The sequence below is a fragment of the Pseudomonas sp. SA195 genome (assembly GCF_054131565.1).
Genome location: NZ_CP096392.1, coordinates 1,351,499 through 1,377,987, shown reverse-complemented (window position 1 = coordinate 1,377,987; position 26,489 = coordinate 1,351,499). Strand labels below are relative to the sequence as shown.

Genomic DNA, 26,489 nt, shown 5'->3' with positions numbered 1-26,489 from the left:
GCCCGTGCGCCTGGATTGTCCCCCTCTCGTTACGGTCCGCAGCCAAACGGGGTGCGAGGCACCCTGGCGCGGTTCGTCTCTAAGGTTTAGCACAGCACTACGGGATAAGAAGGTCCGATGGTCGCCTCGCTGGCGAAGCGTGGCGGAGCGCTGAAGGCTCCGCCGGCATGCATCCAAGGGGGTTTGAAGCAGCGGGCCGCGTCTGGCAGGCCCGCCTGTTCGGATGAGTGGTCAGATGGCCCGCATGGCCTGGTCGTCGTAGAAATCAGCCTCGAGCAAGGCGTCGCGACCTTCGACTTCAAGCGTCTCGCCTTCCAGCGGGACGGGCGCCGAGGCTCGCTTGCTGCGCAGCTTGCCGAATTGGTGCTTGAGTGCGTTGTTCAACTTGTCGATGGCGCCGTCAACGGCCAGCTCTAGCGATGCGGCCTTGTGCGAAACGGACACGGGCTGCTGGCCCTTCGGCCGCGCCTCGATCTGGCATCGTTTGTCGTGGGAGCCAGCCTTGACGCCGTTTTCGTCGTTCAGGTGGACCACGACCCGGGTCACACCGTCATCGAAACGGTCCAGCTTGTCCGCGACACTGGCACTGACCCAATTGACGAGACGGGCACTGCCTTCGATGTGGTTATCGCTATGAACTTGAATTTGCATACGCTTGTTCCTTCTACGCGATCGGGGTAACCACCGTTCAGCCTCAAACGGCCTGATCTACCAATGCCACCGTCGCCACGATTACGCAAGCCGAACGTAACGGCTCGACACAACCTCGACCGCAAGCATTGAGCGAGATCAAGCAAGACAGCCCCATGCAGCCCCGTTAACCTCGACCAGAAATCCTAAAGGAGCGATTCATGGACATCCTGCTCTGCGGTAGCTTCGACGAGGCCGAGCGCGACGAATGGCTCGCCGCCCTCCAGGCCGCCTACCCGGACGCCCATTGGCACACCACGCTAGACGGCATCGAGACGAGCCGCATCGAAGTGGCCGTTGTCGCCAACCCACCCACCGGTGCGCTACAGGGCTTGCCCAACCTGCGGTTGATCCAGTCACTCTGGGCTGGCGTCGACCGGCTGATGCAGGACGCCAGCCTGCCGCATGGAGTGCCCATTGCACGTATGGTCGACCCGGCGATGAACCAGGCGATGGCCGAAACCGCCGTCTGGGCAACGCTCTCGCTGCATCGCGGCTTCTTCCGTTACGCCGCGCAGCAGCAGGCGTCGCGGTGGGAGCAATGGCCGCAAAAGCGGGCCGATGACGTTCGGGTGACGGTGCTTGGCCTGGGCCAGATGGGCCGCTGCTGTGCTGAGCGACTGGCCGGATTCGGCTACCGCATCGCAGGCTGGAGTAGCCGACCGGTGTCGATAAGCGGCATCGAAACCTGTCACGGTGAAGCCCAGTTGCCGGCGCTGCTCGAGCGCACCGATATTCTGATCAATCTTCTGCCACTGACGGCTCAGACCGAAGGCGTGCTCGATGCACGTCTGTTCGATGCGCTGGCAGCGGGCGCGGGGCTGATCAATCTGGGCCGCGGAGCGCATCTGGTGGAGGATGACCTGATCGCAGCGCTGGAGCGGGGCCAGCTCGGCCACGCAGTACTGGATGTCTTCCGCCAGGAGCCGCTGCCGGGGTCACACCCGTTCTGGCGTCACCCGAAGATCACCGTACTGCCGCACGTGGCGGCAATGACCGATGCGCGCAGCGCCGCCAGGGTGGTCGCGGAGAACCTGTGCGCGCTGCGTGACGGCCGGCCGCTCGCCAATCTGGTCGATCCGGCGCGAGGCTACTGAGCCGGCTGCAGCTTCTTCTTCGGGTAGATGTCGTAGCGACTGGACTTGCCTTCCAGGCAGTAAGCCGGTTTCGCGCCGTCGATGGCCGGCGCCTTGCGCGGCCGCTTGACCACCACGCGGTGGCTCGCCAGCTCAAGCGCCTGTTCGAGCAAGGCCGAGGCATCCAGGTCGTCGCCCACGAACGGCCGGAACAAGCGCATCTCCTTCTTGACCAGCGCGCTCTTGTCGCGGTGCGGAAACATCGGGTCGAGGTAAATGACCTGCGGCGGTTCGCCCTCCCACCGCGCCATCCGCTCGATGGCGTTGCCCTGTACCAAGCCCATGCGCGCAACGATGGGGCCGACCTCAGCGTCCATGGCCGCACGCGAGAGGCCGTCTTCGAGCAAGGCGGCGATCAACGGCTGGCGCTCGCACAGCACCAGCTCGCAACCCAGGGTCGCCAACACGAAGGCGTCACGACCGAGACCAGCCGTAGCGTCGAGCACCGAGGGCCTAATCCCGGGCTGTATGCCCACGGCCTTGGCGATCATCTGCCCGCTGCCACCGCCGAACTGGCGACGATGCGCCGCTCCGCCTTCGAGAAAATCCACCCGCACAGGACCCGGTGCCTGTGGCTCGACCGACTGCAACTGCAAGCCGCCCTCCCCGACTTGCAGGGCGAACTGCGCATCCTCGGCCTGCAACGGCAACTCGAGACGGCTTGCCCAGGCCTGCGCCTGCCCGACAAATGAGGGGGCAAGCGCTTCGACACGGACGATTGGGCGGCTGTCGGACATGGCAGTGCTCGGCGGGGGAAACGGCGCATTCTGCCAGAGCCTGCGGCGGCCCGCTTTAGCGGCAAAGGCCAAAGCCACCCATGTCGACATGGAAATGGTCATGATGCGCAGCGTTGTACTCGGGGCTCAGGGTAATCCTGAAGGCATCGCAGGCGGCCGCTTTCACCGCCCGGAGAAAGCGCGCCTTATCGCCATCTCCGTTCCAGTCGCGCGCGACCGTGATGCGCGTGCCGTCGGCAAGCCGAAAGCCAGCAAGGTCGAGCGCATTGGCCGATGCATGCTGGCTGCGGCGGTTGCTGCGCGCAATATTGCGGCAGGCGAAACTGCCGAAATGATCGACACGCACGACCGGTTGGCCGAACACCTTCTCGGCTGCCGGCTGCAACCCGTGCCGTTCGAACAGCGCATACGCAGCCGCTAATGGGCAAGTCGCCATGAAGGGCGCGTTAAAGCGAACGGCCGAGCCGCGGACCCTCACGGCGTTCTCGACCGGGCATCCAGCCTGCGGCGTGCTGTCGGGTAAAGCGGTGTAGTCCAGCCCAGAGGTCGCCAGCGCCTGCTTGCACAGCGAGCGACTGTGCTGCAAACGTTCGAGCTTGAACGGCGTAAGCAGGTTGGGCGTTTCGCGGATATCCAACGGCGCCCAAGGGTTCCACTCTCCCGGAATGTCGACATGCCCTCGCCACACCGCGTAGACGAACCCGGCGCCGAGCATCAGCAGGAGCAGAAAGAAACGACCCATCGTCATGCAGGTTCGGCAACGGCGTTGCGCCAAGGTTGCGCGCCAGCCTCAGCCCAGCAGCGACAGTTGCGCCTCGTTCCGCACGGCTGGCAGCTCCAGCACCGGCAAACCGGGTAGCCGGAGGCGCAACTGCGCATGGAAGCGAAGCGCCAGATCGGGCGCCAGCCGGTTGTCAGGCGTGTGCAAGTAAACGTGCGGTCGCTTGCCCGCCTCGATCCAGCCGGCGACCTTGTCCAGCCAGGGCGCCAAAAAGCGATCATTGGCTTCGAGTTCCGGATGGCCCACAAACCGCACCTGCGGGGACAGGCTAAAAGCAGTCGGACGCACCGGTAGCCGCGGCTTCTTGCTTTGCGCATGCAGCACCGCGGGGTCTCGAGAGTGGCAGCTGAACAACGCGCGGGTGTCCATGCAGATGCGTTCGACGCCTCGGTCGAGCAGCAGGCGATTGAGCGCCCGCTCCTCCTGGCCACGGGCGAAGAACGCTGGATGGCGCACCTCCACGGCCAGCGGCCGGCCGAGGGTGTCGATCAGCCCGGCCAGCTCGCCGAGACGGCTCGGCCCAAAGCTAGCCGGCAGCTGCAACCAAAAGGGTGTGATTCGTGGCCCGAGTGGACCAAGTAGGGTACGGAAGGCCGCGAGCAGGTCGCCGGTGTCGCGCAGGTCGGGCGCCTGGCTGATCTCACGCGGCAGCTTCGCGCAGAAGCGAAATGGCTCGGGCATCAGGCTTGCCCAGCGCTGGACTTTCTTTTCCGAAGGCCACGCATAAAGCGTGGTATTGCCCTCAACGCTGTTGAACACTCGACAATAGCCGTCGAGAAAGGCGCTCGACGACGCCTCGGCCGGATACAGCGCACCGCGCCAGGCAGGCTCGTTCCAGGATGGGCAACCAAGAAAATAAGGCAGGTTCAAGCGAAACGGCTACGCCTCAGGCGTAGAGGTCCAGACCGAGCACTTCGTGAGCGTCGACGTCCGGGCTGAAGCTCGCCGTGGTGCCGTAGCTTTGCAGCGCCTGCGCTGCGCGGCTGGTCAATGGTCGCTCCATCATGGCTTCGAAGCGTGACGGCATGAAATCACCAGAGACGACCGAGGCATAGTCGGTCGATTCGCTCTTGCCCGGCCGAGACTGCTGTTCGTAGGTGGCATCGGCCTGATTGGCCGGCGTGACGATCGACTCGCGTGCCTGTTCCGCAGCCTTTTCGCTTTCGCGATAAGGCGCCGTCGCGCTGTCCCGCTGAGGAAGGCGTTCGATGGGATAGGCTGAAGGGGCGAGACCGTTTAGGCGCATCATTCACCTGTGGCAAGTGCCGCGACTCTAGCGAGCGGCCTGAAATTACGCAACGCCGCCCGTCGCCGTCGTCAGCGTTGGACCTTGGGGGTCGCGACGTTGTCCCGCAGGTAGATCGGCTGCGCCTGTTCCGCCTCGACGGCTTCTCCCCGCGCCCACGCATGCCGCGCCAGGCTCAAGAGGTCTTCGGCATGGGGCAGCAGCGTAGCGTCGATGCCAGCCGGTCGCACCGCCAACCGCTCGGCATAGCGCCACCCAGTGCCAGCACCGAACCAGGCACCGTCCGCGTCGCGCGGCAGGCTGACCTGCTCGGGGGGCAGCACGGCCTCGAGGCCAGCCAGCTGGAGGTCATCGCCCTGCGCCTGGTAGCAGGCCCAATACACCTCGTCCATGCGGGCATCGATGGCCACCGCAATCTGCTCGGCACCCTGCTCTCGGCGGGCGCGCTGGGCGATGGTCGCCAGGGTCGATACCGGCACGACTGGCCGCTCCAGCGCGAACGCCAGCCCCTGCACCACGCCAACCGCAATCCGCACGCCGGTGAAAGCGCCCGGGCCGCGACCGAATGCCAATGCATCGACCGCAGACAGGCTGATCCCGGCTTCGGCCAACAGGGTCTGGATCATCGGCAACAGGCGCTGCGCGTGCAGGCGCGGAATCACCTCGTAATGGCTCAGCACTCGGCCGTCATGCAGCAGCGCGACGGAGCAAGCTTCAGTGGCGGTATCGAGGGCGAGCAACGTGGACATCGGCGGTTCAGCTCTGTGAAAAGGCGGCGATTGTAGCAGCAACGCGGCATCCAAACCTGAGCGGGCCGCGGCCCGACAAACCATCAGCCTGAAAAAACAAAACCCCGCGATGGCGGGGTTCCTGGCGGCGGCGCTGCGGGGATCAGCTCAGCGCGGCGAGCACTTTGGTGGTGATTTCCTCGACCGTGCCAACGCCTTCGATGCGGCTGCACTTGGGCTTACCTTCAGCCGCTTCGAGGTTCCGGTAGAACGCCACCAGCGGTTGGGTCTGGGAGTGATAGACGCTCAGGCGATGGCGAACGGTGTCTTCGAGGTCGTCCTTGCGATGGACCAGCTCTTCGCCCGTCACGTCATCGACGCCGCTGACCTTCGGCGGATTGTGCTCGGTGTGATACACACGCCCCGACGCTGGATGCACGCGACGGCCCGAGAGGCGACCGACGATCTCCTCGTCGTCCACGGCGATTTCGATGACGTGGTCCAACTTGACGCCTGCGTCGCGCAACGCCTCGGCCTGGGGGATGGTGCGCGGGAAACCGTCGAACAGAAAGCCGTTGGCGCAGTCTGCCTGCTGCAGGCGCTCCTGGATCAGCGCGATGATGATGGCGTCGGAGACGAGCCCGCCGCTATCCATGACGTCTTTGACCTGCAAGCCCAGCGGGGTGCCAGCCTTGACCGCCGCGCGCAGCATGTCGCCAGTGGAGATTTGCGGAATGGCGAACTTCTCGGTGATGAAGCGTGCCTGTGTACCTTTCCCGGCACCGGGCGCTCCCAGCAGAATCACGCGCATGGATGAGTCCTCGACTTTTCTTAAAAAGGGGCGCCGCCAGGCCCGGATGACTGGCCGAACAACCTGGCGGATCAACAAATCTGGTTTGCCGCCATGCGACAAAAGGTTGAACACGATACACAGCGCACAGTAGCCAGACAAGCGGCGCCCCGCTCCGCCCAGGTGCCAGCTGCGGGCGCGCCGGTGCCCGGTTCACGACGGTGCTCAAAGCCCGCCGCAAGCGGCGATACCGGCAGGCCTCGTTGGGCGCAGATGCCTAGCCGGTGTTGCGCAACCCAGCGGCGATCCCCGCAACGCTGACCAGCAGGGCTTGCTCCAGCGGGCTTTCGGCAGGGTTACGCTGCTGCCTGGAGCGCGCCAGCAGTTCGGTCTGCATGAGGTGCAGGGGGTCCAGGTAGGTGTTGCGCAGGCTGAACGCCTCGAGCGTATCCGGACTATGGGCCAGCAGCTGCGACTGTCCGGTCAGGCCCAGCACGGCCTCGACCGCCTGCGACAATCTGTCACGCAAATCCGCACCGAGCGGCTGCAAATCAGCGCTGACCAACCGCTCGTCGTAGCGCCGGGCAATCTCGGCATCCGCCTTGGCCAGCACCATTTCAAGCATGTCGATGCGCGTGGTGAAGAAGGGCCATCGCGCGCGCATGACCTGAAGCCGATCCCCTTCGCCCCGCGCCAGCGCCTGGCGCAGCGCCTGCTCCCAGCCTAACCAGGCGGGCAGCATCAGCCGTGTCTGGGTCCAGGCGAAGATCCACGGAATCGCCCGCAGGCTTTCGACCCCGCCTTCGCGGCGCTTGGCCGGGCGACTGCCGAGCGGCAGACGTCCCAGCTCCTGCTCTGGCGTGGCCTGACGGAAATAGTCGACAAACTGTGGATGATCCCTCACCACGCCACGGTAGGCCTCGACGCCATCGGCGGCCAGCCGGTCCATGGTTTCGCGCCAGTCCGGCTCCGGCATCGGTGGCGGCAGGAGCGTCGCTTCGAGCACTGCAGCCAGGTAGAGATTGAGATTCTGTTCGGCAATGTCGGGCAGGCCGAACTTGAAACGGATCATCTCGCCCTGCTCGGTGGTGCGGAAGCGTCCAGCGACCGAGCCCGGCGGCTGCGACAGGATCGCCGCATGAGCCGGGCCGCCGCCGCGGCCAACGGTACCGCCGCGGCCATGGAAGAGCAGCAGCTCGACGTCATGCGCGCGGCAGATTTCGACTAGCCGTTCCTGTGCGCGGTATTGCGCCCAGGCCGCCGCCGTCGTACCGGCATCCTTGGCTGAGTCGGAGTAGCCGATCATGACCTCCTGCGGGCCATGCAGCCGCTGCCGATAGCCGGGCAGTTCGAGCAAACATTCGATGGTCGGGCCAGCGTTGTTCAGGTCATCAAGCGTTTCGAACAGCGGCACCACGCGCATCGGTCGTTGCAGACCCGCCTCCTTGAGCAGCAACTGCACGGCCAGCACATCGGAAGCACCGCGCGCCATCGAAATCACGTAGGACCCCAGCGATGCGCCCGGCGCCTGCGCGGCAACCCGGCACGTCGCGAGCACCTCGGCGGTTTCAGCGGAGGCTTGGAAGTCCGGCGGCAAAAGAGGCCGACGGTTGTTCAGCTCGCGCTGTAGAAAATCCAGCCGCTGCTGTTCATCCCATTGATCGTACTGGCCGAGGCCAAGGTAGTCGGTGATCTCGGCCAACGCGGCGGCATGCCGGGTCGAATCCTGACGGATATCCAGGCGCGCCAGGAACAGCCCAAACGCGGCAGCACGGCGCAGGGTGTCGAGCAGCGCGCCGTCGGCGATGACGCCCATGCCGCAGGCATGCAGGGAGCGATAACAGAGTTCCAGCGGCTCGCGCAGCGCTCGGTTGTCCTGTAGCACGTCGGGCGGTGCGGGCAGGTCATGCGACAGCGCCTGGCGCGCCCAGTCACGCGTGGCCTGCAGACGGCCGCGTAGCTGCTTCAGCAATACCCGGTAGGGCTCGGCGGTCTCGCCGCTCTGGGCAAGCAGCTCTTCGGTGGCGCTCTGCATGGACAGCGCCGCAATCAGGCCGTCCATGTCCTTCAGGAACAGGCTGGCCGCGACGCCGCGCGCCAGCAGCAATACCTCACGCGTCACGGCCGCCGTGACGTTCGGATTGCCATCGCGATCACCGCCCATCCACGACGCGAAGCGGATGGGTGCCGCATCCAGTGGAAGATGAAGCCCCGTACTGCGGCGCAGTGCGAGGTCGGTATGCCGCAACACGTTGGGCAATGCCTGCCAGAGAGAATTCTCGATCACCGCGAAGCCCCACTTCGCCTCTTCAACCGGGGTCGGCCGGCTGCGACGGATCTCTTCGGTGTGCCAGGCTTCGGCGATCAGGCGCTGCAGCTGCAATTCGATCTGCGCCAACTCCGCGGCGCCAAGGTCGGTGTGGTCCCGCGCGGCGAGCTGCGCGGCAATGGCATCGTACTTCTGGATCAGCGTGCGCCGCGACACCTCGGTCGGGTGCGCCGTTAGCACCAGTTCGATCTCCAGCCGGCCAACCTGACGGGCGATGACGTCCTGGCCGAATCCCTCGGCTTTGAGTCGCTCCAACAGGCCGCCGAGCACGCCGGACTCGAAAGGTGCCAGCTCCCCCGGCTGCCGGCGCCGGACGCGGTGGTATTGCTCGGCGATGTTCGCCAGGTTGAGGAATTGATTGAAGGCTCGGGTCATGGGCAGCAATTCGTCGTCGGCCAGGCCGTCCAGCGTTTCCTGCAACAGCTTCGCGCCATCTGCCGATCCTCGCCGCGCGCCTTTTGCACCCTTGCGAATGCGCTCGATCTTGTCGAAGAACGCCTCGCCATGCTGTTCACGGATTGTCTTCCCCAGCAGCTCACCGAGCAGATGGACGTTCTCGCGCAGCCGCGCATCGATCTTCGCCATGTTTCCTCTCCCCTGCCGCATCAGTGAGGACGCGCCGTAACGAGTGCTGAACGGCCGCGCGGTAAAAACCTCCAAACAGAGTGCCCAGCGCAGCCGCCGATGACAAGGCGTCGGGTAAGAGCGCCCGGTAGCCGCGCAACCACTCACTCGAATCGCTCGCGGTGGCGAGCTAAGGATGACGCGCAATGAAAATATCCGAACTGGTCCGCGAATGGGAAAGCACCGCAAGCGGCCGGATGAGCGCCCAGGAGTACCGCATCCATCTGGATGTCGAGAGCGCGGCGAGGTTGGCTGCGCTGGCCGAGATGTACCCCAAGCGCAGCACCGAGGAACTGCTGGGCGAGCTGGTCGGCGCCGCACTCGAGGCCATCGAGACCAGCCTGCCCTACAAGCAGGGCACCAAAGTGATCTCCACCGATGAGCAGGGCGACCCGATCTATGAGGATGTTGGTCCGACGCCGCGCTTTCTCGCTCTATCGCGCAAGCATCTTGAACGGTTGCTGGCCGAGCGGGAAGCGAACTGAAGTGGCCCGAAGCGGCGCTGCAGACGTGTCGGCGCACGTTTCGTTGAACGATTGCAGCGCGATGGCCTCACAAAAATATGCCCGCCCTGATCGCTAATAAGCGGCCAGGCCGCGATTCGACGCCCGCGGGCGCTGTTCCGATCCGTCAGGCAACATTTGCATTGGAGACTGGCCATGAAAATGAAATCCCTCGCAAGCCCTCTGTCGCGCTTCCAGGTTCCCAAGCTGGCCGCCGTGGCCCTGGGAGGCCTGCTGCTGGTCGGTTGTGCCGGCAACCCGCCGAACGAGCAGTTCGCCGTTACCGAGTCGGCTGTCCGTAGCGCCGTGAGCGCAGGCGGCACTGAATACGCTGCCGTTGAAATGCGCGCTGCGCAGGAAAAGTGGAAGCAGGCCGAGTTGGAAATGCAGAAGGAAAACTACGACAAGGCTCGCAAGCTCGCCGAGCAGGCCGAGTGGGACGCCCGCGTTGCCGAGCGCAAGGCCCAGGCTGCCAAAGCAAAGAGGGCAGTCGAAGAAGCCAACAAAGGGATCGAGGATCTGCGCGAAGAAAGCATGCGCGGCACCCGTTGATCACGTTCAAGCCTTCAGCACAGGATGACCCGTTATGAACAAACTACTGACCATCCCCACCGCGCTGGCCATGGCTGTCGGCCTTGCCGCCTGTTCGTCGCAGCCGAACGAAAACCTGGAACAGGTTCGCGGCCAGTATGCCCAGCTGCAGAGCGACCCGCGCTCCAACCGTATGGCTGCGCTTGAGACCGAAGACGCCGGAAAAGCACTCGACCGTGCCACTACGGCCTATCAGAACGATGCCGATGAAGAGCGCGTCGACCAACTCGCCTACCTGGCCAAGCGCCGAGTGGAGCTGGCCGAGCAAACCATCGCGCTGCGCACCGCAGAGCAGGAAATTGAAAAAGCCTCAGCTAAGCGCGCCGAGGCCCGTCTGGAATCTCGTGAGCAACAACTGCGTCGCCAGCAGGAAGAAATTCGCCAGCTGCAGCAAGATCTACAGGCCAAGCAAACCGAGCGCGGTACGTTGGTTACCTTCGGTGACGTGCTGTTCGACCTGGACAAAGCCCAGTTGAAGCCGTCCGGCATGCGTGGCATCCAGAAACTCGCCGACTTCCTCAACGAAAATCCCGAACGCAAGGTAGTGGTCGAGGGCTACACCGATAGCACCGGTTCCGACTCGTACAACCAGCAGCTCTCCGAGCGCCGCGCCGAGGCCGTACGCCGCGCGCTGACCCGTGCCGGCGTCGATCCCCAGCGGATCCAGGCCGTAGGCTACGGTGAGCAATACCCAGTGGCGAGCAACGATTCGCCGTCGAGCCGGGCGATGAATCGTCGCGTGGAAGTCACTATTTCCAACGACAACCAGCGCGTCGCGCCGCGTTCGTCCATGGAGTGATGTACGCAGCACGGCGCCGACGCCGGTGCCCGAAAAGAAAAAGCCCGCCAATAAGGCGGGCTTTTTTTATTGCTCACTTGAGCTCCACAGGGGTTTCCTGCCCCATGCAACGGATGGCGCGCTTGCGCTTGTCGACCAACACGCCGGTCAGCCCCTTGTGCTCGGTATCGAACAGAACCAGCACCCCGTCGATGCACTGCGCCACCTGCGGTGCCGGGTCCAGGGACACCTTGTAGTCCTCGCCGGGGATAGTCTTTAGCATGGTGAAGTCAGCCAGCAGCAGCGCATCCTCAGGCTTGGCTATGTGCACATAACCGTAATAGCTGAGCACCCCGACCGTTCCGATAACGGTGCCGACGGCGGTGAGGATGTAGGGAATCAGGTTGCGATCGGACATGGATGATCTCGGTAGAAGCAAAAAAGCGGATTGTGGCAAATCTGGCGGGGCGAAGGTCGGCTCATTTGCCCCCGGCCCGCGTTTCGCCCCGCGGTTGGTAGGTCGCCTCGAACACACGCTCGGCGAGCCGTGAGAATGGCAAGCTCTGGATCCAGACGCTGCCGGTGCCCTTGAGGGTCGTCAGCAGCAGCCCCTCGCCACCGAACAACATGCTCTTGAGCCCGCCGGCAAGCTGGATGTCGTAGTCGATCCCCTGGGTGAAGGCGACGAGGCAACCCGTGTCCAGCCGGAGGGTTTCGTTGTTGAGCTCCTTGCGGATTACGGTGCCGCCGGCGTGCACGAAGGCCAGGCCATCGCCTTCCAGGCGCTGCAGAACGAAGCCTTCGCCGCCGAAGAAGCCGGCACCGATGCGCTTGCTGAAGCTGACGCCGATCCGCGTGCCGAAGGCGGCGCAAAGGAAGGAATCCTTCTGGCAGATCAAGGTGCCGCCCACCGATGCCAGGTCCACCGGCACGACGGTTCCCGGATAGGGCGCGGCGAACGCGACACGCGCCTTGCCTTTACCTTCATGGGTGAAATGCGTGAGGAAGAGCGATTCGCCCGTGATCATCCGCTTGCCCATGCCCCACAACTTGCCGAGCATCCCGCTGCTGGAGCCATCGCCCATGCGCGCCTCGAAACGCACCCCGTCGGTCATGTAGTTCATCGCACCCGCTTCGGCGATGACGGTTTCCCCCGGGTCGAGCAGGATCTCGACGCTCTGCGCGGACTGCCCAAGGATTTCGTATTCAAGTTCGTGGCTAGACACGGCGGCCTCCGTTGCGGCTGGTTGACTGGGCGCCCCACCACTGCGCACCGAGGCGCGGCGGCTACTTGCGCCCGAGAATGCGCAGGATACGCAGGAACAGGTTGATGATGTCCATATAGACCGCAGCGGCACTGTCGATGGCGTTGTCGATCGTCTTGGGGATCTGGTTCGCCCGGCCCCAGTCGTAGCCGATGTAACCACAGAAGATCAGTACCACCAGCCAATCGATCATGGCGTGACGGATGTTAAACACCAGAATTTCGACCAGTTCGACCACCAATACCGCAAGCAGCGCAACGGTGAGCGCCCCGGGGATTCTGGCGAAGACGCGTGGAAACAGCGTGCCCAGCGTCAGCATCACGAGCGTGGCGAAGGCGGTGACGCGGATCGCATCGGTCATCAGACTGGCGTCGTAGCGGCTCACTGCAAGGTTAACCACCAGGCCGAAGGGCACCACCACCAAGTTGTAGCCGACGAAGCTGACCCAGGGCTGATTGGATCGGTGAAAGAGGTGAATGCCTGCCAAGCCGCTCAGCAGGTAACCGCCGATGAACAGCAAGGGATGGATATCGCGGATCGCCCCGACCGGAATACTCGTGACCATCCACCAATTGATCAGCAGCCCCCAGCAGAGCGTGAGGCCAATGATCAGGTTATAGAGCGAGGCGGAGACCGTGCGGTCCATCAGGTCCGAACGGCGGGCGAAGACGGGGGTGTCCATGGCGATAGCATCCTTGCTTAAGCGTTGAAACGGGAGGCGCGATCCGTCGCGCCTCAGATGATGTTGGCGTAGTCGGCCTCGATTCGATCCAAGCTCAGATGGTTGAGGAAGTTCGAAAAACACATCCAGGCCGAAAGCGCATTGAGGTCCTGGAACTGCTGCGGCAGGTACTTGGGCGGCACCACCATGCCCTCCTCGACCAATTGGCGCAGCGTTCGCATGTCCTCGAGCGTGGTCTTGCCGCAGAACAGCAGCGGGATCTGCTCCAGCTTGCCTTTGCGGACCGCGAGCTGGATGTAGTTGTAGACCATGATGAAACCCTTCAGGTAGGACAGATCCTTGGTGAAGGGCAAGCCATCGGGCGTCGACCCACGAAAGACGCGGCTTGCGTTGCTGTAGCTCTCTTCGTCGCCGTAACCCTGTTCACGGAAGAAGGCGAAGACGTCGAGGAAATCCGCGCCCTCTTCCGCCATGTGGATGGCGCGCGTGCGGTTGGTCAGTTTGCGCAGGCGGGTCGGGTAGGAGGCGAATGCGATCACTTCCATCAGGATCGCCAGGCCTTCCTGGGTCACGGTCGAGGACGGCGGACCCTTGGCGAGAAAGGTGCAGATTGGCTGGTTCTGGCCGTTGAGCGTGGTGCCGACGTGCACCAGCCCTTCATGGACTTCCAGCGCGCGCACGTCGCGTTCGTTGAACATCGCGTCGCTGCGGATCTTGATGTAGTCGGCGCCGGCCGCAGCGTCCGCGAGGATGCCGTCGGATTCGAAGACGCGGATCACGCCCTCGCCTTCGCCAAACACTTTGTCCAGCCGGCTCTGCAGCATTTCGACCGCCTGCGGCGCGTTGACGGTCTTGGCCTCGTCCTTCAAATCGCCGCGATCGGCGATGTTGTTCAGGTAATCGGAGAGCATCAGCCCGAGGTCGGCGAGCGTAGGGTCACCGGCGTGGAAGGCATCGGACGCCGCGCCATAGAGCTCCTGGGAGATCAGGCCGAAATCGGCGGTACCGCGCGCTTCGAGCATGCGGATCACCATGCGGTATTCCTTGCACATGCGGCGCATGATCTGCCCGACCGGATTGAACTGGCCGAGCTGGCGGGTAATGTCACGCTCGATGTTCTGGAATTCTTCCTTCTTCGCGCTGGAATCGAAGGACAGCGGACGGCCTTCGTAGTAGGCACGGCTCACTTCCGGCAGCTCGCGACCGCCGGCGGCGAAGAAACGCTGGCGAATGCTTTCGTCCCACTTGACCGCATCAAGCACACGGACCGGCGTCTGAGCCTCGACGATGCGGTCCGACAGGCCACGCACCGTCAGTTGGTATTCGTCCAGGTTATTACGCGAATTCATCCGTACCTCGTCAGTGATGGTCCGTAGCCTTGAGGTTATACAGCAGCGGACCCCGGCAAAGCGTGCACGGTTCGCCAACCGGGCCGGTGGCGGGGCGCGTGACGAACGCAGGCCAACCAAGGCGGGTTGTACTCGCCTTACGCAAGCACAACGTCCGACATATCGGCAGCGTTGCCCGATTCCGTAGAGCGGGTGCAACCCGCCGCCGTATCGCGTATACCCCTGGACACGCCGCTCCCCGTCAGGCCTCAGGGCGCATGTGCGGGAACAGGATCACGTCGCGGATCGACGGCGAATTGGTCAGCAGCATCACCAGACGGTCAATACCGATGCCCTCGCCCGCCGTCGGCGGCATGCCGTATTCCAGTGCGCGGACGAAGTCGGCATCGAAATGCATGGCTTCGTCATCGCCGGCGTCCTTGTCACGCACCTGCGCATGGAAGCGCTCGGCCTGGTCTTCGGCGTCGTTCAACTCGGAATAGGCGTTGGCGATCTCGCGTCCGCCGATGAACAGTTCGAAGCGGTCGGTGACGCTCGGGTCGTCATCGCTGCGGCGTGCCAGCGGCGAAACCTCGAACGGATAACGGGTGATGAAGGTGGGCTGCTCCAGCTTGTGCTCGACCAGTTCCTCGAAAATCATCACCTGCAGCTTGCCCAGGCCTTCGAAGCCCAGCACCTTGGCGCCGGCTTTCTTGGCGATCGCACGCGCGGTGTCGATGTCGTTGAGATCGTCGGCACTGATGTCCGGGTTGAATTTCATGATGGAGTCGAACACCGACAGCCGCGCAAAGGGTTCGCCGAAATGGAACACCTTGTCGCCGTAGGGCACGTCGGTGCTGCCGAGCACCAGCTGCGCCAGCTCGCGGAACAGCTCCTCGGTCAGGTCCATGTTGTCTTCGTAGTCGGCGTAGGCCTGGTAGAACTCGAGCATGGTGAACTCGGGGTTATGCCGGGTCGAGACGCCTTCGTTACGGAAGTTGCGGTTGATCTCGAAGACGCGCTCGAAGCCGCCGACCACCAGGCGCTTGAGATAGAGCTCCGGCGCGATGCGCAAGAACATCGGCAGGTCCAGCGCATTGTGGTGGGTCTCGAACGGCTTGGCTGCGGCGCCGCCGGGAATGGTCTGCAGCATCGGCGTTTCGACTTCCAGGAAGTCACGCTCGTTGAGGAATTTGCGAATGTGCCCAATGACCTGGGAGCGCACACGGAAGGTGTGGCGGGTTTCTTCGTTGACGATCAGGTCGACATAGCGCTGACGGTAGCGCTGTTCGGTGTCGGTCAGGCCGTGATGCTTGTCCGGCAGCGGGCGCAGCGACTTGGTCAGCAGGCGCACACCGGTCATCTCGACGTACAGGTCGCCCTTGCCCGAGCGTGCCAGGGTGCCTTCGGCGGCGATGATGTCGCCCAGGTCCCAATGCTTGATGGCTTCCAGCGTCTCGGCCGGCAGTGTCTTGCGGTTGACGTAGACCTGGATGCGTCCGGTCATGTCCTGCAGGACCATGAAGGCGCCGCGGTTGAGCATGATGCGCCCGGCAACCTTCACCGGGATGGCCGCTTCTGCCAGCTCTTCCTTGGTCTTGTCCGCGTATTTCAGCTGCAGGTCGTTGCAGTAGCTGTCGCGACGGAAGTCATTGGGGAAGGCATTGCCCTGCTCGCGCGCGGCCGCAAGTTTTTCCTTGCGCTGGGCGATCAGCTTGTTTTCTTCCTCTAGGATGGCGTGCTGGTTCAGCGGTTGTTCGCTCATTGCGGGTCGTCCCGGTCAAATCGTTTCAATGGGGTGCTGCGGCTTGAGGCGTGCGGCTGCGCTCAGAGCCCCTGTTTCAGGCTGGCTTCGAGGTACCCGTCGAGGTCGCCGTCGAGCACCTTCTGGCAATCGCTACGTTCCACGCCGGTACGCAGATCCTTGATGCGCGAGTCGTCGAGCACGTAGGACCGGATCTGGTGGCCCCAGCCGATGTCCGACTTGCTGTCTTCCAGCGCCTGGGAGGCGGCGTTGCGCTTCTGCATTTCCAACTCGTACAACTTGGCCCGCAGCATCTTCATGGCGGTGTCCTTGTTGGCGTGCTGAGAGCGTTCGTTCTGGCAGGCCACCACGGTGTTGGTCGGCACGTGGGTGATACGCACCGCCGAGTCGGTGGTGTTGACGTGCTGACCACCAGCGCCGGAGGAGCGGTAGGTATCAATGCGCAGGTCGGCCGGGTTGATTTCGATCTCCACCTTGTCGTCGATCTCGGGCGATACGAATACCGCCGAGAACGAGGTGTGGCGACGGGCGCCGGAGTCGAACGGGCTCTTGCGCACCAGGCGATGCACGCCAATCTCGGTGCGCAGCCAGCCGAAGGCGTATTCGCCCTTGATGTGCACGGTGGCGCCCTTGATGCCGGCGACTTCACCTTCGGACAGCTCGACGATCTCGGCAGTGAAGCCGCGTTTGTCGGCCCAGCGCAGGTACATGCGCAGCAGGATGTTGGCCCAGTCTTGGGCCTCGGTACCGCCGGAACCGGCCTGGATATCGAGGTAGCAGTTGTTGGGATCCATCTCGTGGCTGAACATGCGGCGGAACTCGAGCTTCTCGAGGATTTCGCGCAGGCGCTCGACTTCGGCCACGATGTCGTCCACGGCGCCTTCGTCGTTTTCTTCAGCGGCCATTTCCAGCAGGTCGCGCGAATCGGCCAGGCTACCGGTCAGATCGTCGATGGTTTCGACGATCTGCGCCAGGGTGGCGCGTTCACGGCCCAGGCCCTGGGCATATTCGGGCTTGTTCCAGACGTTCGGATCTTCGAGTTCGCGGTTTACTTCGACGAGGCGATCATGCTTCTGATCGTAGTCAAAGATACCCCCGAATTGACTGGGTGCGGTCGGACAGGTCCTTGATGCTGTTGAGGATCGGGTTGATTTCCATGGTGGGCAGCTCTCGATCGGACGTTGGCGAAAAGCCGGCGATTATAGCGCAGCCACCCGAGGCTGACAGCCCATCCGGGCCCGCCGAGCACGCCTGATGGCGTGCCCAGCACCGGTAGGGTCAGGTGGAAACGCCGCGGACCTGGCTTTCGAGCTCGGCCTTGAGGCCAGCGTCGAGCCCCATCTGGCGCGCCAGCTCGTCGAGGTAGGCGCGCTCCATGAACTGATCCTCATCGATCATCAACACGCTGGCCAGGTACATCTCCGAAGCCAGCTCTGGCGTAGTGGCGGCTGCGGCGATCTCCACCGGGTCCAGAGGCTTATTCAGCTCAGCCTCGAGCCAGCGCTGCAACTCCGCATCCTCGGTGAGCTGGGCCAGTTCGGCCTCGATCATCCGGCGTTCCTGTTCATCGACGTGCCCGTCGGCCTTCGCCGCGGCGACCAGCGCCTTGAGGATCGCGCGACTGTGCTCCTCGACCTGATCGGGAGGGAGCCGATCCACTGTCTTCGGCTCGGTCCGCGTCGGGCTCGGCTGGGTGGCGCTCGGGTTCGTCGCGGTGGCCTGTTGCGCCTGCCAGTTGCCATAGGCCTTGTAAGCCAGCATGCCGAGCGCCGCGAGCCCGCCATAGGTGACGGCTTTGCCGCCGAGGCGGCGACCGCCCTTGCGTCCGAGCAACAGGCCGAGCGCGCCGGTCGCCAGGGCGCCCCGTCCGCCGCCACTGCCTAGCACGCTGCCCAAGGGGCCGCCGACGCCGGATAGCAGGTCGCCGAGCGGGTCGCCCGGCGCCGGGGAGGATCGGGACACGGAGCCGGATTTCTTCTGCAAAAGGTCCTGCCCCGACTTGAGCAGCTGATCGAGTAATCCTGAGGTCTTCATGGGTCACCTGGTTCTGGGATAAAGAGAGCGGTCAATCCAGCGGATCGGGTACTTGCCGGATCGGGGTGTTGCGATGCGCAGCGCGCACGTACTGCGCGGGCCATGGCACAGAAGCGTCGCGCAGGTCTTCGGCGGCATGCAGCGGCCAATATGGGTCGCGCAGTAACTCGCGCGCCAGCAGGATAAGATCGGCCTGCCCGGTGCGCAGGATGTGCTCAGCCTGGACTGCCTCGGTGATCATGCCAACGGTGCCGGTGGCGATGCCCGCCTCGCGGCGCACCTGCTCGGCGAACTGAGTCTGGTAACCGGGACCCACAGGGATTTCCGCATTGACTGCCGTTCCGCCGGAAGAGACATCGATCAAGTCCACGCCCAACGGCTTGAGCCGGCGCGCAAGCTCGACGGTTTCCTCGGCATTCCAGCCGTCCTGGACCCAATCGGTCGCCGAAAGCCGCACGAACAGCGGCAGTTCCTGTGGCCAGACAGCCCGCACCGCTTCAGTCACTTCCAGCAACAGCCGGATACGGTTGTCAAAGCAGCCGCCGTAGCCGTCCTGCCGCTGGTTTGAGAGTGGCGAGAGGAACTGATGCAGCAAGTAGCCGTGCGCGGCATGCACCTCGGCCACCTTGAAACCGGCGGCCAATGCGCGCTCAGCCGCGCGGACGAAGGCCTGGATGACGCCCTGGATCCCCGCCTCGTCCAGCGCCGTCGGCACGGCATGCTCCGGGTCGAACGCGATGGTGGACGGACCTACCGGCGTCCAGCCCCCCGCAGCGATAGGTACGCTGCCATGGCGCCCCAGCCAGGGCTGCCAGGTGCTTGCCTTGCGCCCGGCGTGCGCCAGCTGGATGCCCGCAAATGATCCCTGCGCCTCGATGAACCGAGTGATGCGCCGAAGCGGCTCGACGTGCTCGTCGGACCAGATCCCCAGATCCTCCGGCGAAATTCGGCCGTCCGCGGACACCGCCGTAGCCTCGATGATGACCAGCCCGGCCCCGCCCACGGCGCGGCTGCCCAGGTGAACCAGGTGCCAGTCGTTCGCCATGCCGGCCTTCGCCGAGTATTGGCACATGGGCGAGACGGCGATGCGGTTCGGCAGTGTCAACTGGCGCAGGGTGAGCGGCTGGAAGAGCTGTGTCATGGAAACCTCGACTGCATGGATGCGTTAATGGACATCCTTCAGTACAGACTGTTTCCGCGACTTTGCTTACCAGGCGTAACCCTTTGTGTGCAACCGGCAGGCCACTGGGCCACCCTGCCGCCGCCGTTCAGGCGGCCTCGACGGAGACCGGCACACCGTTGAGTACGGCATTGCCCGACAACCTATCGAGCTCGCGCTCGTCGGTCAGGTCGTTGGCGCTCGCACCCGGCTGCTGACTGGCGATGTCCAGCTGGACGCCTGGCCGGTCATGCCCCCAGCCGTGCGGCAGGCTGACAACACCCGGCATCATCTCGTCGCTGGCAGCCAGATCCACCTCAATCATCCCGACCCGCGAGCGAACCCGTACGCGCTGCCCATCCGCCAGGCCCAGCCGGGCCAAGTCCAGCGGGTTCATCAGCAGCTGATGCCGCGGCTTGCCTTTGACTAGCCTGTGATAGTTATGCATCCAGGAATTGTTACTGCGCACGTGGCGGCGGCCAATGAGCACGAGCCCAGTGCCCAACGGCGCAGCCTGCGCGGCGAATCGCTGCAAGTCAGCACGAAACAGGGCCGGCGCCGCCTGCACGTGCTGATTGGCGGTCTTCAATCGTGATGCCAGGTTCGGTTTGAGCGCACCGAGGTCAATCCCGTGCGGGTGTTCGCGCAAGCGGGCCAGACTCAGACCCAGCGGGTGGCCATCGCCGTAGCGTCCGGCCCGCAGGCCCATGTCGATCATCTGCTGCGGCGCGAGGCTGGGCTTGAGCTCTAGGCCCGCTCGCGTCGCGTAGGCCCTGGCCAGCCCGATGAATATCTCCCAGTCATGCAGCGCCCCGTTTGGCTTGTCCAACACCGGCTCGTTGAAGCGGGTGACATTGCGAACGGCGAGCAGGTTGAATGTGCTGTCGTAGTGGTCATGCTCGAGCGGTGCGGTGGGCGGCAGAATGAGGTCGGCGTAGCGGGTGGTCTCGTTGATGTAGAAATCGACACTGAGCATGAACTCGAGCCCGTCCAGCGCCTGTTCCAGCCGGCGCCCGTTCGGCGTCGAGAGCACCGGGTTGCCCGCCACCGTGACCAATGCTCGCACCTGCCCTTCGCCTTCGGTGAGCATCTCTTCGGCCAATGCCGACACTGGCAACTCGCCGCCATATTCGGGCAAGCCGGAGACGCGGCTCTGCCAGCGGTTGAAATGCCCGCCGGAGGCGTTTTCCACAAGATCGACGGCAGGCTCCGTACAGAGCGCCCCGCCGACACGATCTAGATTGCCGGTGACCAAATTGATCGCCTGGACGAGCCATTGGCACAACGTGCCGAAGGCCTGCGTCGAAACGCCCATCCGGCCATAGCAGACCGCACCATCCGCCGCCGCGAAATCCCGGGCCAATTGGCGAATCTGCTCGGCGGGCACACCGCAGCGCAGGCTCATCGACTCGGCGGAAAACGGCATGACCGCCTCGCGCAGCTCCTCCAGCCCCTCGATCGGCAACGCGCTCGGCCGACTCAGGCCTTCATCGAATATCGTGCTGAGCAAACCGAGCAACAGAGCGGCATCCTCACCGGGACGGATGAACAGGTGCTGGTCTGCCATCGCGGCGGTTTCGCTGCGCCGCGGGTCAACCACCACCAGCCGCCCGCCCCGCGCCTGCAACGCTTTGAGCCGCTTTTCAACATCAGGAACGGTCATGATGCTGCCGTTGGAGGCCAGTGGGTTGCCGCCGAGGATCAGCATGAAGCGGGTGTGATCGATGTCCGGGATAGGGATCAGCAAACCATGGCCATACATCATCAGGCTGGTCAGGTGGTGCGGCAGCTGGTCGACCGAGGTGGCAGAGAAGCGGTTGCGCGTCTTCAACTGCCCAAGGAAATAGTTGCTGTGCGTCATCAGGCCGTAGTTATGGACGCTGGGATTGCCCTGATATACCGCCACCGCATTCGAGCCATGGCGTTCCCGGATGCTGGTCAGTTGGTCGGCGACCAGGGCGAAAGCCTCGTCCCAGTCGATCGCCTGCCACTCGTTTCCCACACGCCGCATGGGGTGGCGCAAGCGGTTCGGGTCGTTCTGGATGTCCTGCAGGGCGACCGCCTTGGGGCAGATGTGACCGCGGCTGAAGGGATCGGCCGGATCGCCCTTGATCGACAGGATTTGCTCGTCGCGGGTCTCGATGGTCAGGCCGCAAATGGCCTCGCACAAGTGGCAGGCACGGTAGTGCCGGGTCGTCTCGCTCATGGCAGGCTCCACTGGATCGTTTTTGTAATCCAGTCACTCTAGGCCGGCGCCGCGAAGCCGCCAATCAAGCACGGCGTGGCAAATAGGGTTCGATTCAGATGACCGATCATGTGAAGAGCCGCAAATCCAATCTGCGGCCCTTTTGGCGGGGTTGGCGGCGTTGGCGGGGTTCCCTAGCGCGCGGCGAGGTGCGCGACGAGTAATTGCACGCTTTCGCGCCCTCGAAACTCGTTGACGTCGAGCTTGTAGGCCACATCTGCCCAGCGCACCGTCGGGTTTGGCCACAGCTCGCGGTCGACGTTGAAGGCGATGCCGTCGAGCGTCAGCGAGCCGCACTCACTCTTGAGTACCAGTTTCAGGTGCTTCTCGCCGCCGACCAGCCGCTGCTCGACCACTTGGAATACGCCATGGAAGACCGGCTCGGGAAAATGCTGGCCCCAAGGCCCGGCGTTGCGCAGTGCCTTGGCCAGCTCGAGGTGAAACTCTTCGATGCTCAATTGCCCGTCGGTCAGCAGCCGCCCGGTCAGGTCGTCTTCACACAATTGACGCCGCACTTCAGCATCGAAGGCCGTGGCGAAGGCACCAAAATTGGTTTCCGGCAGGGACAACCCTGCCGCCATCGCATGCCCGCCGAATTTGCTGATCAGCCCCGGGTGACGGGCGGCGACGGCATCCAGCGCATCACGAATATGAAAGCCCGGCACAGAGCGCGCCGACCCTTTGAGCAGGCCCTCGCCGGCGTCAGCGAAGGCGATCGTCGGCCGGTGGTAACGCTCCTTCAGGCGCGACGCGAGGATGCCGATGACCCCCTGATGCCAGTCTGGATCGAACAGGCATAGGCCGAACGGCATGTCCTCGACAGCCAGTTCCTTGAGCTGCGCCAGGGCCTCGCGCTGCATGCCCTGCTCGATGCCCTTGCGGTCCTGGTTCAATTGATCGAGCTGCACGGCCATATCACGGGCCAGCGCTTCGTCTTCGCAGAGCAGGCACTCGATGCCCAGCGCCATGTCGTCGAGGCGCCCCGCCGCGTTCAAGCGTGGGCCGAGAATGAAGCCGAGATCGGTCGAGGTAATACGGCTGTGGTCGCGCCCGGCGACTTCCAGAATTGCGCGCAAACCAGGCCGCGCCCGACCGGCACGGATTCGCGCCAATCCCTGATGAACCAGAATGCGATTGTTCGCGTCCAGCGGCACCACGTCAGCCACGCTGCCGAGGGCGACCAGGTCCAGCAGTTCGGCAAGGTTGGGCTCGGCGCGCCCGGTGCGCGAAAACCAGCCGTTCTCGCGCAACGCCGCACGCAGGGCCAGCAGCACGTAGAAGATGACGCCGACGCCAGCGATGCACTTGCTCGGAAAGCTGCACTCGGGCTGGTTGGGGTTGACGATGGCGTCAGCGCCGGGCATTTCCGGGCCCGGCAGATGGTGGTCCGTGACCAACACCTTGAGCCCGGCGGCCTTGGCCGCAGCGACACCCTCGACACTGGAAATGCCGTTGTCCACAGTCACCAGCAGATCCGGCTGGCGTTCGAGCGCCACGGCGACGATTTCAGGCGTCAGGCCGTACCCGTACTCGAAGCGATTGGGGACCAGATAGTCCACATGCGCGGCGCCGAGCTGGCGCAGCCCAAGCACGCCGACGGTGCTGGCCGTGGCACCATCGGCATCGAAGTCACCGACGAACAGGATCCGCTGGCCGCGCTCGAGTGCCTCGACCAACAGCGCAACTGCGCCGTCGATACCTTTGAGTTGCCGGTAGGGAATGAGCCGAGCGAGGCCTTTGTCCAGTTCAGCCACCGACTGCACGCCGCGCGCGGCATAGAGCCGCGTCAGCAGGGGCGGCAGGTCGCCCAGGTCGGGAAGCCGTTCGGGAAGCGGGCGGGGTTCGATGCGCATCTGAGGTTATCCGGCGAGCAGCATGGGGTGGATCAAAGCGAGGTGGCGGCGCGCGCAGCCTGGTCGTAGAGGCCGGACATGGCGCGCAGCAAGCCGGCCAGACGATGGATGTCCTCCGGGTCGACGTTCAGGTTCTCGAACGAGGCGATCAGGCATTCGCGCCGGATATCGGCGTATTCCTGGCACAGCTCGCGCCCTTTGTCGGTCGTCCGGTAGAACATTTCCTTGCCCTGTTTCTCGCCTTCGACCAGGCCGAGCTTGCCGAGCTTTTTCAACGCATAAGTCACGGTGTGGGTGTCTTCGACGTTCAGCAACAAGCAAATGTCCGCCTGTCGCTTCGCACGCCCTCGGCTGGTCAGGTTGTGCAGCACCATCACATCCAGCGCGTTCATCTCTACCGCGCCGGACGCCTTCATGCAGCGCTCCATCCAACGCATCAGCGCGGCGCTGGCGACGATGATGCCGTATTCCAGCTCAGACAACTCCTGGGACTGCTCGGCCAGGTGGGCCGAGGCGACGATCGGGGATCGCAACGGACGAGGGAGTTTGGAATCAACCATCTAGCGGACCATGGCCTGTCGGGGCGTAGCGTTGCCGCGCCCAGTGAATCGAGGAGCGCAAGCATACAGCAATGCACGAGACGGGGGCCGCCAGGGAAGACACAGAAAAAAGTTATTGATAATTCGTTGATGTTTTATCAATGTAGTCTTCATGTTCATCGGCAAGCTTTCGCGAGCCGCTAGCGAGGATGGTTATGAAACGTCTGCTTCTGAACTGCGACATTGGCGAGAGCTTTGGCGCCTGGACCATGGGCCTGGATGCGGAGGTCATGCCCTACATCGATTGCGCCAACGTCGCTTGCGGCTTCCACGCGTCAGACCCGCAAATCATGCGCCGCACCGTCGCGCTGGCGGTGCAGCACCATGTGAAGATCGGCGCACACCCCGCCTACCCCGATCTGGTCGGGTTCGGCCGCCGATCGATGGCCTGCAGCCCGGATGAAGTCGAGAACATGCTGCTCTATCAGATTGGTGCGCTGGACGGCATCTGCCGTGCCGAGGGCACCCAGGTGCGCTACGTGAAACCGCACGGTGCGCTCTACAACGACATGATGCGCAACCCTGAGCTACTGCGTGGGGTGATGCGTGCGGTCCGGGGGTACGCGCCATCGTTGCCCTTGATGCTGATGTCGACTCGCGACACTGGCGCGGCACAGGCGATGGCCGACGAGATGGGTATCACCCTATGGTTCGAGGCGTTTGCCGATCGCGCTTACGACCCGGCCGGCATGCTGGTTTCGCGCACCCAGCCGGGAGCCGTCCATCACGACGCCGAGGTCGTTATGGCGCAGGCCCTGGCCCTGGCTCGCGGTGAACCGCTGACCGCCAGCGATGGCTCCGCCCTGACCCTTCGCGTCGACACCCTGTGCGTGCATGGCGACAACGCGGCCTCGATCGCCGCGGTGCAGCGCATCCGCCAGGCACTTGAGGCCCTGCCGGCATGAACCCACGCATCGAGGTGGTCGGCATCGACAGCCTGATGGTGCGCCTGTTCGAGGCTATCGACGAAGCCCACATGCCCTGGCTGCTCGCCGCAACTCGCCGCCTGCACGAAACATTTGGCCCGGCACTCATCGATCTGGTGCCCTCCTACACCACGCTGTTGGTTCACTACGATCTGAACATGCTCGACGACCGTCAGGCACGCCAGCGCATCGCCGAGGCGCTGGAAGGCCTGGAACCGGAAACGGATGCCGAGCGGCGTGAACTGCAGATCCCCGTGTGGTACGACGCCAGCGTGGGCCCGGACCTCGAGGGGCTCGGCCAACGCAGCGGGTTGGGGGTGGCGGGCGTCATCAGACGCCACAGCGAGCGGGCATATCAAGTGTTCGCCTTGGGATTCGCGCCGGGCTTCGCCTTCATGGGGCTGGTCGACGAATGCCTGGCCAGCCCGCGCTTGCAGACGCCTCGCCAACAGGTCACGGCCGGCAGCCTCGGCATCGCCGATCGCCAGACTGCGATCTATCCGCTGGTATCGCCGGGCGGATGGAACCTGATCGGCCGCAGTCCGGCCCGCCTGTTCGACAGGGATCTGGATGGTTACAGCCTCTGCCAACCTGGCGACCGGGTTCGCTTTCAGCCGATCGACCGAGCCGAATTCATCCGCCTTGGTGGCGACGACCGTCCATTTGAGGAAACGCCATGACGCTAATCGTCGAACGCAGCGGAGCGCTGGCTAGCCTCCAGGACATGGGCCGCTTCGGTGTCCGTCACCTGGGCGTGACACAAGGCGGCGCGGCGGACTGGGTGTCGCATGCCTGGGCTAACGGGCTGCTGGGCAATGCCTTTCAGACGGCCACCCTCGAAATCACGCTGGGCAATCTGACGCTTCGCGCTGAGGCCGATGGCTGCCTGGCGCTGTGTGGTGCGGATCTGGGCGCGACGCTCGATGAACAAACAGTCGAGCCTGGCCGCAGCTTTCGCATCCGTCGCGGCCAGCGCTTGCGCTTCGCCACTCCGAAACAAGGCGTGCGCGCCTACCTGGCAGCGCCGGGCGGCTTTGTTGCGCCTCAGCTGATGGGCAGCGGCGCCACGGTCCGCCGCGAAGGCCTGGGAGGGCTGCACGGCGATGGCCGCACCCTGGTCGAAGGCGATCGCCTGAGCTGGCTGGCGACCGCCGAGCTGGAACCACGCCGCCTGCCGCCCGGTCACGTCAGCCTGTTCGACTCGGGCACTCCGCTCCCTGTGGTATTGGGCGCGCAGATCGGCGACTTCAACGGCCAAAGCCTATTCGACGCGTTCAATGCGCGCTGGACGGTCGACCAGCGCGCCGACCGCATGGGCATACGCCTGCTCGGCCCGGCATTGCGCACTGCGCGGCAATCCATGGTTTCCGAGGGCGTCCCGCTTGGTGCCATCCAGGTGCCGCCCGATGGCCAACCAATCGTGTTGATGAACGATCGTCAGACCATCGGCGGCTACCCTCGGCTCGGCGCGTTGACGCCGCTGGCCGTGGCACAGCTCGCTCAGTGCCTGCCGGGCACCGAGGTGCGATTCCAGCCAGTCGGGCTTGCGGTCGCCCAGCAGGCGCAACGTCGCGCACTCGCGCTCTGGCGGGACCTCTTCGACACCCATCTGTCCAGCCAACCAACGCGGATGCACACGGCCGGCGACTGAACTGCCGCCCAGAACAAGAAAAATTACACCCTTCACCGGGCCCACCCCG

Annotated in this window: 26 protein-coding genes; 7 read left to right on the top strand and 19 right to left on the bottom strand. The window is 64.4% G+C overall.

Features of this window, described 5'->3' with window-relative positions:
• Positions 1 to 231 precede the first annotated feature (231 nt).
• The gene (locus tag M1D78_RS06365; RefSeq protein WP_437420042.1) at positions 232 to 651 is read right to left on the bottom strand and encodes an HPF/RaiA family ribosome-associated protein; all 420 of its coding nucleotides are present in this window, start codon (positions 649 to 651) and stop codon (positions 232 to 234) included.
• Between the two features lie 200 nt (positions 652 to 851).
• On the opposite strand from M1D78_RS06365, the gene M1D78_RS06360 reads away from it, so the two are divergent.
• The gene (locus tag M1D78_RS06360; RefSeq protein WP_437420043.1) at positions 852 to 1,787 is read left to right on the top strand and encodes a 2-hydroxyacid dehydrogenase; all 936 of its coding nucleotides are present in this window, start codon (positions 852 to 854) and stop codon (positions 1,785 to 1,787) included.
• Here M1D78_RS06360 and M1D78_RS06355 read toward each other — a convergent pair.
• From M1D78_RS06355 to ppc, 7 genes are all read right to left on the bottom strand, one after another.
• Positions 1,781 to 2,563: a class I SAM-dependent methyltransferase gene (locus M1D78_RS06355; RefSeq protein ID WP_437420044.1), complete on the bottom strand. Its 783-nt coding sequence runs from the start codon at positions 2,561 to 2,563 to the stop codon at positions 1,781 to 1,783. The genes M1D78_RS06360 and M1D78_RS06355 overlap by 7 nt on opposite strands.
• Positions 2,564 to 2,618: 55 nt before the next feature.
• Positions 2,619 to 3,311, bottom strand: coding sequence for an extensin-like domain-containing protein (locus M1D78_RS06350; protein ID WP_437420045.1), 693 nt, complete (start codon positions 3,309 to 3,311; stop codon positions 2,619 to 2,621).
• A gap of 42 nt (positions 3,312 to 3,353) precedes the next feature.
• Complete coding sequence (locus M1D78_RS06345) at positions 3,354 to 4,214, bottom strand: DUF72 domain-containing protein (RefSeq protein WP_437420046.1); 861 nt, start codon at positions 4,212 to 4,214, stop codon at positions 3,354 to 3,356.
• A gap of 16 nt (positions 4,215 to 4,230) precedes the next feature.
• Positions 4,231 to 4,590 (bottom strand): hypothetical protein, encoded by a 360-nt coding sequence (locus tag M1D78_RS06340; RefSeq protein WP_437420047.1) that lies wholly within the window; start codon positions 4,588 to 4,590, stop codon positions 4,231 to 4,233.
• A gap of 71 nt (positions 4,591 to 4,661) precedes the next feature.
• Positions 4,662 to 5,339, bottom strand: a complete 678-nt coding sequence (gene tsaB, locus M1D78_RS06335) for a tRNA (adenosine(37)-N6)-threonylcarbamoyltransferase complex dimerization subunit type 1 TsaB (protein ID WP_437420048.1) — start codon at positions 5,337 to 5,339, stop codon at positions 4,662 to 4,664.
• Between the two features lie 142 nt (positions 5,340 to 5,481).
• Positions 5,482 to 6,129: an adenylate kinase gene (adk, locus tag M1D78_RS06330; protein ID WP_437420049.1), complete on the bottom strand. Its 648-nt coding sequence runs from the start codon at positions 6,127 to 6,129 to the stop codon at positions 5,482 to 5,484.
• A 256-nt stretch (positions 6,130 to 6,385) separates the two neighbouring features.
• Positions 6,386 to 9,022 carry a phosphoenolpyruvate carboxylase gene (gene ppc / locus M1D78_RS06325; RefSeq protein WP_437420050.1) on the bottom strand — a complete coding sequence of 879 codons (2,637 nt, stop codon included), beginning with the start codon at positions 9,020 to 9,022 and terminating at the stop codon, positions 6,386 to 6,388.
• 185 nt (positions 9,023 to 9,207) lie between these two features.
• On the opposite strand from ppc, the gene M1D78_RS06320 reads away from it, so the two are divergent.
• From M1D78_RS06320 to M1D78_RS06310, 3 genes are all read left to right on the top strand, one after another.
• Entirely contained in the window at positions 9,208 to 9,546 is a 339-nt protein-coding gene (locus M1D78_RS06320; protein ID WP_437420051.1) for a pilin assembly protein, read from the top strand.
• 174 nt (positions 9,547 to 9,720) lie between these two features.
• Entirely contained in the window at positions 9,721 to 10,116 is a 396-nt protein-coding gene (locus M1D78_RS06315; protein ID WP_437420052.1) for a DUF4398 domain-containing protein, read from the top strand.
• A 34-nt stretch (positions 10,117 to 10,150) separates the two neighbouring features.
• Entirely contained in the window at positions 10,151 to 10,954 is an 804-nt protein-coding gene (locus M1D78_RS06310; RefSeq protein ID WP_437420053.1) for an OmpA family protein, read from the top strand.
• Between the two features lie 73 nt (positions 10,955 to 11,027).
• On the opposite strand, the gene M1D78_RS06305 is transcribed toward M1D78_RS06310, so the two are convergent.
• The 11 genes from M1D78_RS06305 to M1D78_RS06255 all read right to left on the bottom strand — a co-directional run bounded on the left by M1D78_RS06305 (position 11,028) and on the right by M1D78_RS06255 (position 23,824).
• A complete protein-coding gene (locus M1D78_RS06305) occupies positions 11,028 to 11,351 on the bottom strand; it encodes a hypothetical protein (RefSeq protein ID WP_437420054.1) in 324 nt (107 codons plus the stop codon).
• Between the two features lie 61 nt (positions 11,352 to 11,412).
• Positions 11,413 to 12,159 (bottom strand): TIGR00266 family protein, encoded by a 747-nt coding sequence (locus M1D78_RS06300; protein WP_437420055.1) that lies wholly within the window; start codon positions 12,157 to 12,159, stop codon positions 11,413 to 11,415.
• Between the two features lie 61 nt (positions 12,160 to 12,220).
• Positions 12,221 to 12,880, bottom strand: a complete 660-nt coding sequence (locus tag M1D78_RS06295; RefSeq protein WP_437420056.1) for a Bax inhibitor-1 family protein — start codon at positions 12,878 to 12,880, stop codon at positions 12,221 to 12,223.
• A gap of 53 nt (positions 12,881 to 12,933) precedes the next feature.
• Positions 12,934 to 14,229 carry a flavohemoglobin expression-modulating QEGLA motif protein gene (locus tag M1D78_RS06290; RefSeq protein WP_437420057.1) on the bottom strand — a complete coding sequence of 432 codons (1,296 nt, stop codon included), beginning with the start codon at positions 14,227 to 14,229 and terminating at the stop codon, positions 12,934 to 12,936.
• Positions 14,230 to 14,470: 241 nt separating this feature from the next.
• Positions 14,471 to 15,973, bottom strand: coding sequence for a lysine--tRNA ligase (gene lysS, locus M1D78_RS06285; RefSeq protein ID WP_437420058.1), 1,503 nt, complete (start codon positions 15,971 to 15,973; stop codon positions 14,471 to 14,473).
• A 62-nt stretch (positions 15,974 to 16,035) separates the two neighbouring features.
• A protein-coding gene (prfB, locus tag M1D78_RS06280) for a peptide chain release factor 2 (protein ID WP_437420059.1) occupies positions 16,036 to 17,131 on the bottom strand; the annotation gives its coding sequence in 2 pieces (ribosomal slippage) (positions 16,036 to 17,058 and positions 17,060 to 17,131; 1,095 coding nt in all).
• Positions 17,132 to 17,251: 120 nt separating this feature from the next.
• Positions 17,252 to 18,007 carry a tellurite resistance TerB family protein gene (locus tag M1D78_RS06275; protein ID WP_437420060.1) on the bottom strand — a complete coding sequence of 252 codons (756 nt, stop codon included), beginning with the start codon at positions 18,005 to 18,007 and terminating at the stop codon, positions 17,252 to 17,254.
• 31 nt (positions 18,008 to 18,038) lie between these two features.
• Positions 18,039 to 19,148: an NADH:flavin oxidoreductase/NADH oxidase gene (locus tag M1D78_RS06270; protein ID WP_437420061.1), complete on the bottom strand. Its 1,110-nt coding sequence runs from the start codon at positions 19,146 to 19,148 to the stop codon at positions 18,039 to 18,041.
• A 127-nt stretch (positions 19,149 to 19,275) separates the two neighbouring features.
• Positions 19,276 to 21,372 (bottom strand): molybdopterin oxidoreductase family protein, encoded by a 2,097-nt coding sequence (locus M1D78_RS06265; RefSeq protein ID WP_437420062.1) that lies wholly within the window; start codon positions 21,370 to 21,372, stop codon positions 19,276 to 19,278.
• Between the two features lie 173 nt (positions 21,373 to 21,545).
• The gene (recJ, locus tag M1D78_RS06260; RefSeq protein ID WP_437420063.1) at positions 21,546 to 23,264 is read right to left on the bottom strand and encodes a single-stranded-DNA-specific exonuclease RecJ; all 1,719 of its coding nucleotides are present in this window, start codon (positions 23,262 to 23,264) and stop codon (positions 21,546 to 21,548) included.
• A gap of 32 nt (positions 23,265 to 23,296) precedes the next feature.
• Positions 23,297 to 23,824 (bottom strand): winged helix DNA-binding protein, encoded by a 528-nt coding sequence (locus M1D78_RS06255; protein WP_437420064.1) that lies wholly within the window; start codon positions 23,822 to 23,824, stop codon positions 23,297 to 23,299.
• Positions 23,825 to 24,018: 194 nt separating this feature from the next.
• On the opposite strand from M1D78_RS06255, the gene M1D78_RS06250 reads away from it, so the two are divergent.
• Genes M1D78_RS06250 through M1D78_RS06240 form a run of 3 tightly spaced genes read left to right on the top strand, consistent with a single transcriptional unit; the run spans position 24,019 to position 26,440 of the window.
• On the top strand, positions 24,019 to 24,768 hold the full coding sequence (locus M1D78_RS06250) for a 5-oxoprolinase subunit PxpA (RefSeq protein ID WP_437420065.1): 750 nt from the start codon (positions 24,019 to 24,021) through the stop codon (positions 24,766 to 24,768).
• Entirely contained in the window at positions 24,765 to 25,469 is a 705-nt protein-coding gene (pxpB, locus tag M1D78_RS06245; RefSeq protein WP_437420066.1) for a 5-oxoprolinase subunit PxpB, read from the top strand. The genes M1D78_RS06250 and pxpB overlap by 4 nt, the downstream gene beginning before the upstream one ends.
• On the top strand, positions 25,466 to 26,440 hold the full coding sequence (locus M1D78_RS06240) for a 5-oxoprolinase subunit C family protein (RefSeq protein ID WP_437420067.1): 975 nt from the start codon (positions 25,466 to 25,468) through the stop codon (positions 26,438 to 26,440). The genes pxpB and M1D78_RS06240 overlap by 4 nt, the downstream gene beginning before the upstream one ends.
• The last annotated feature ends 49 nt before the right edge of the window (positions 26,441 to 26,489 follow it).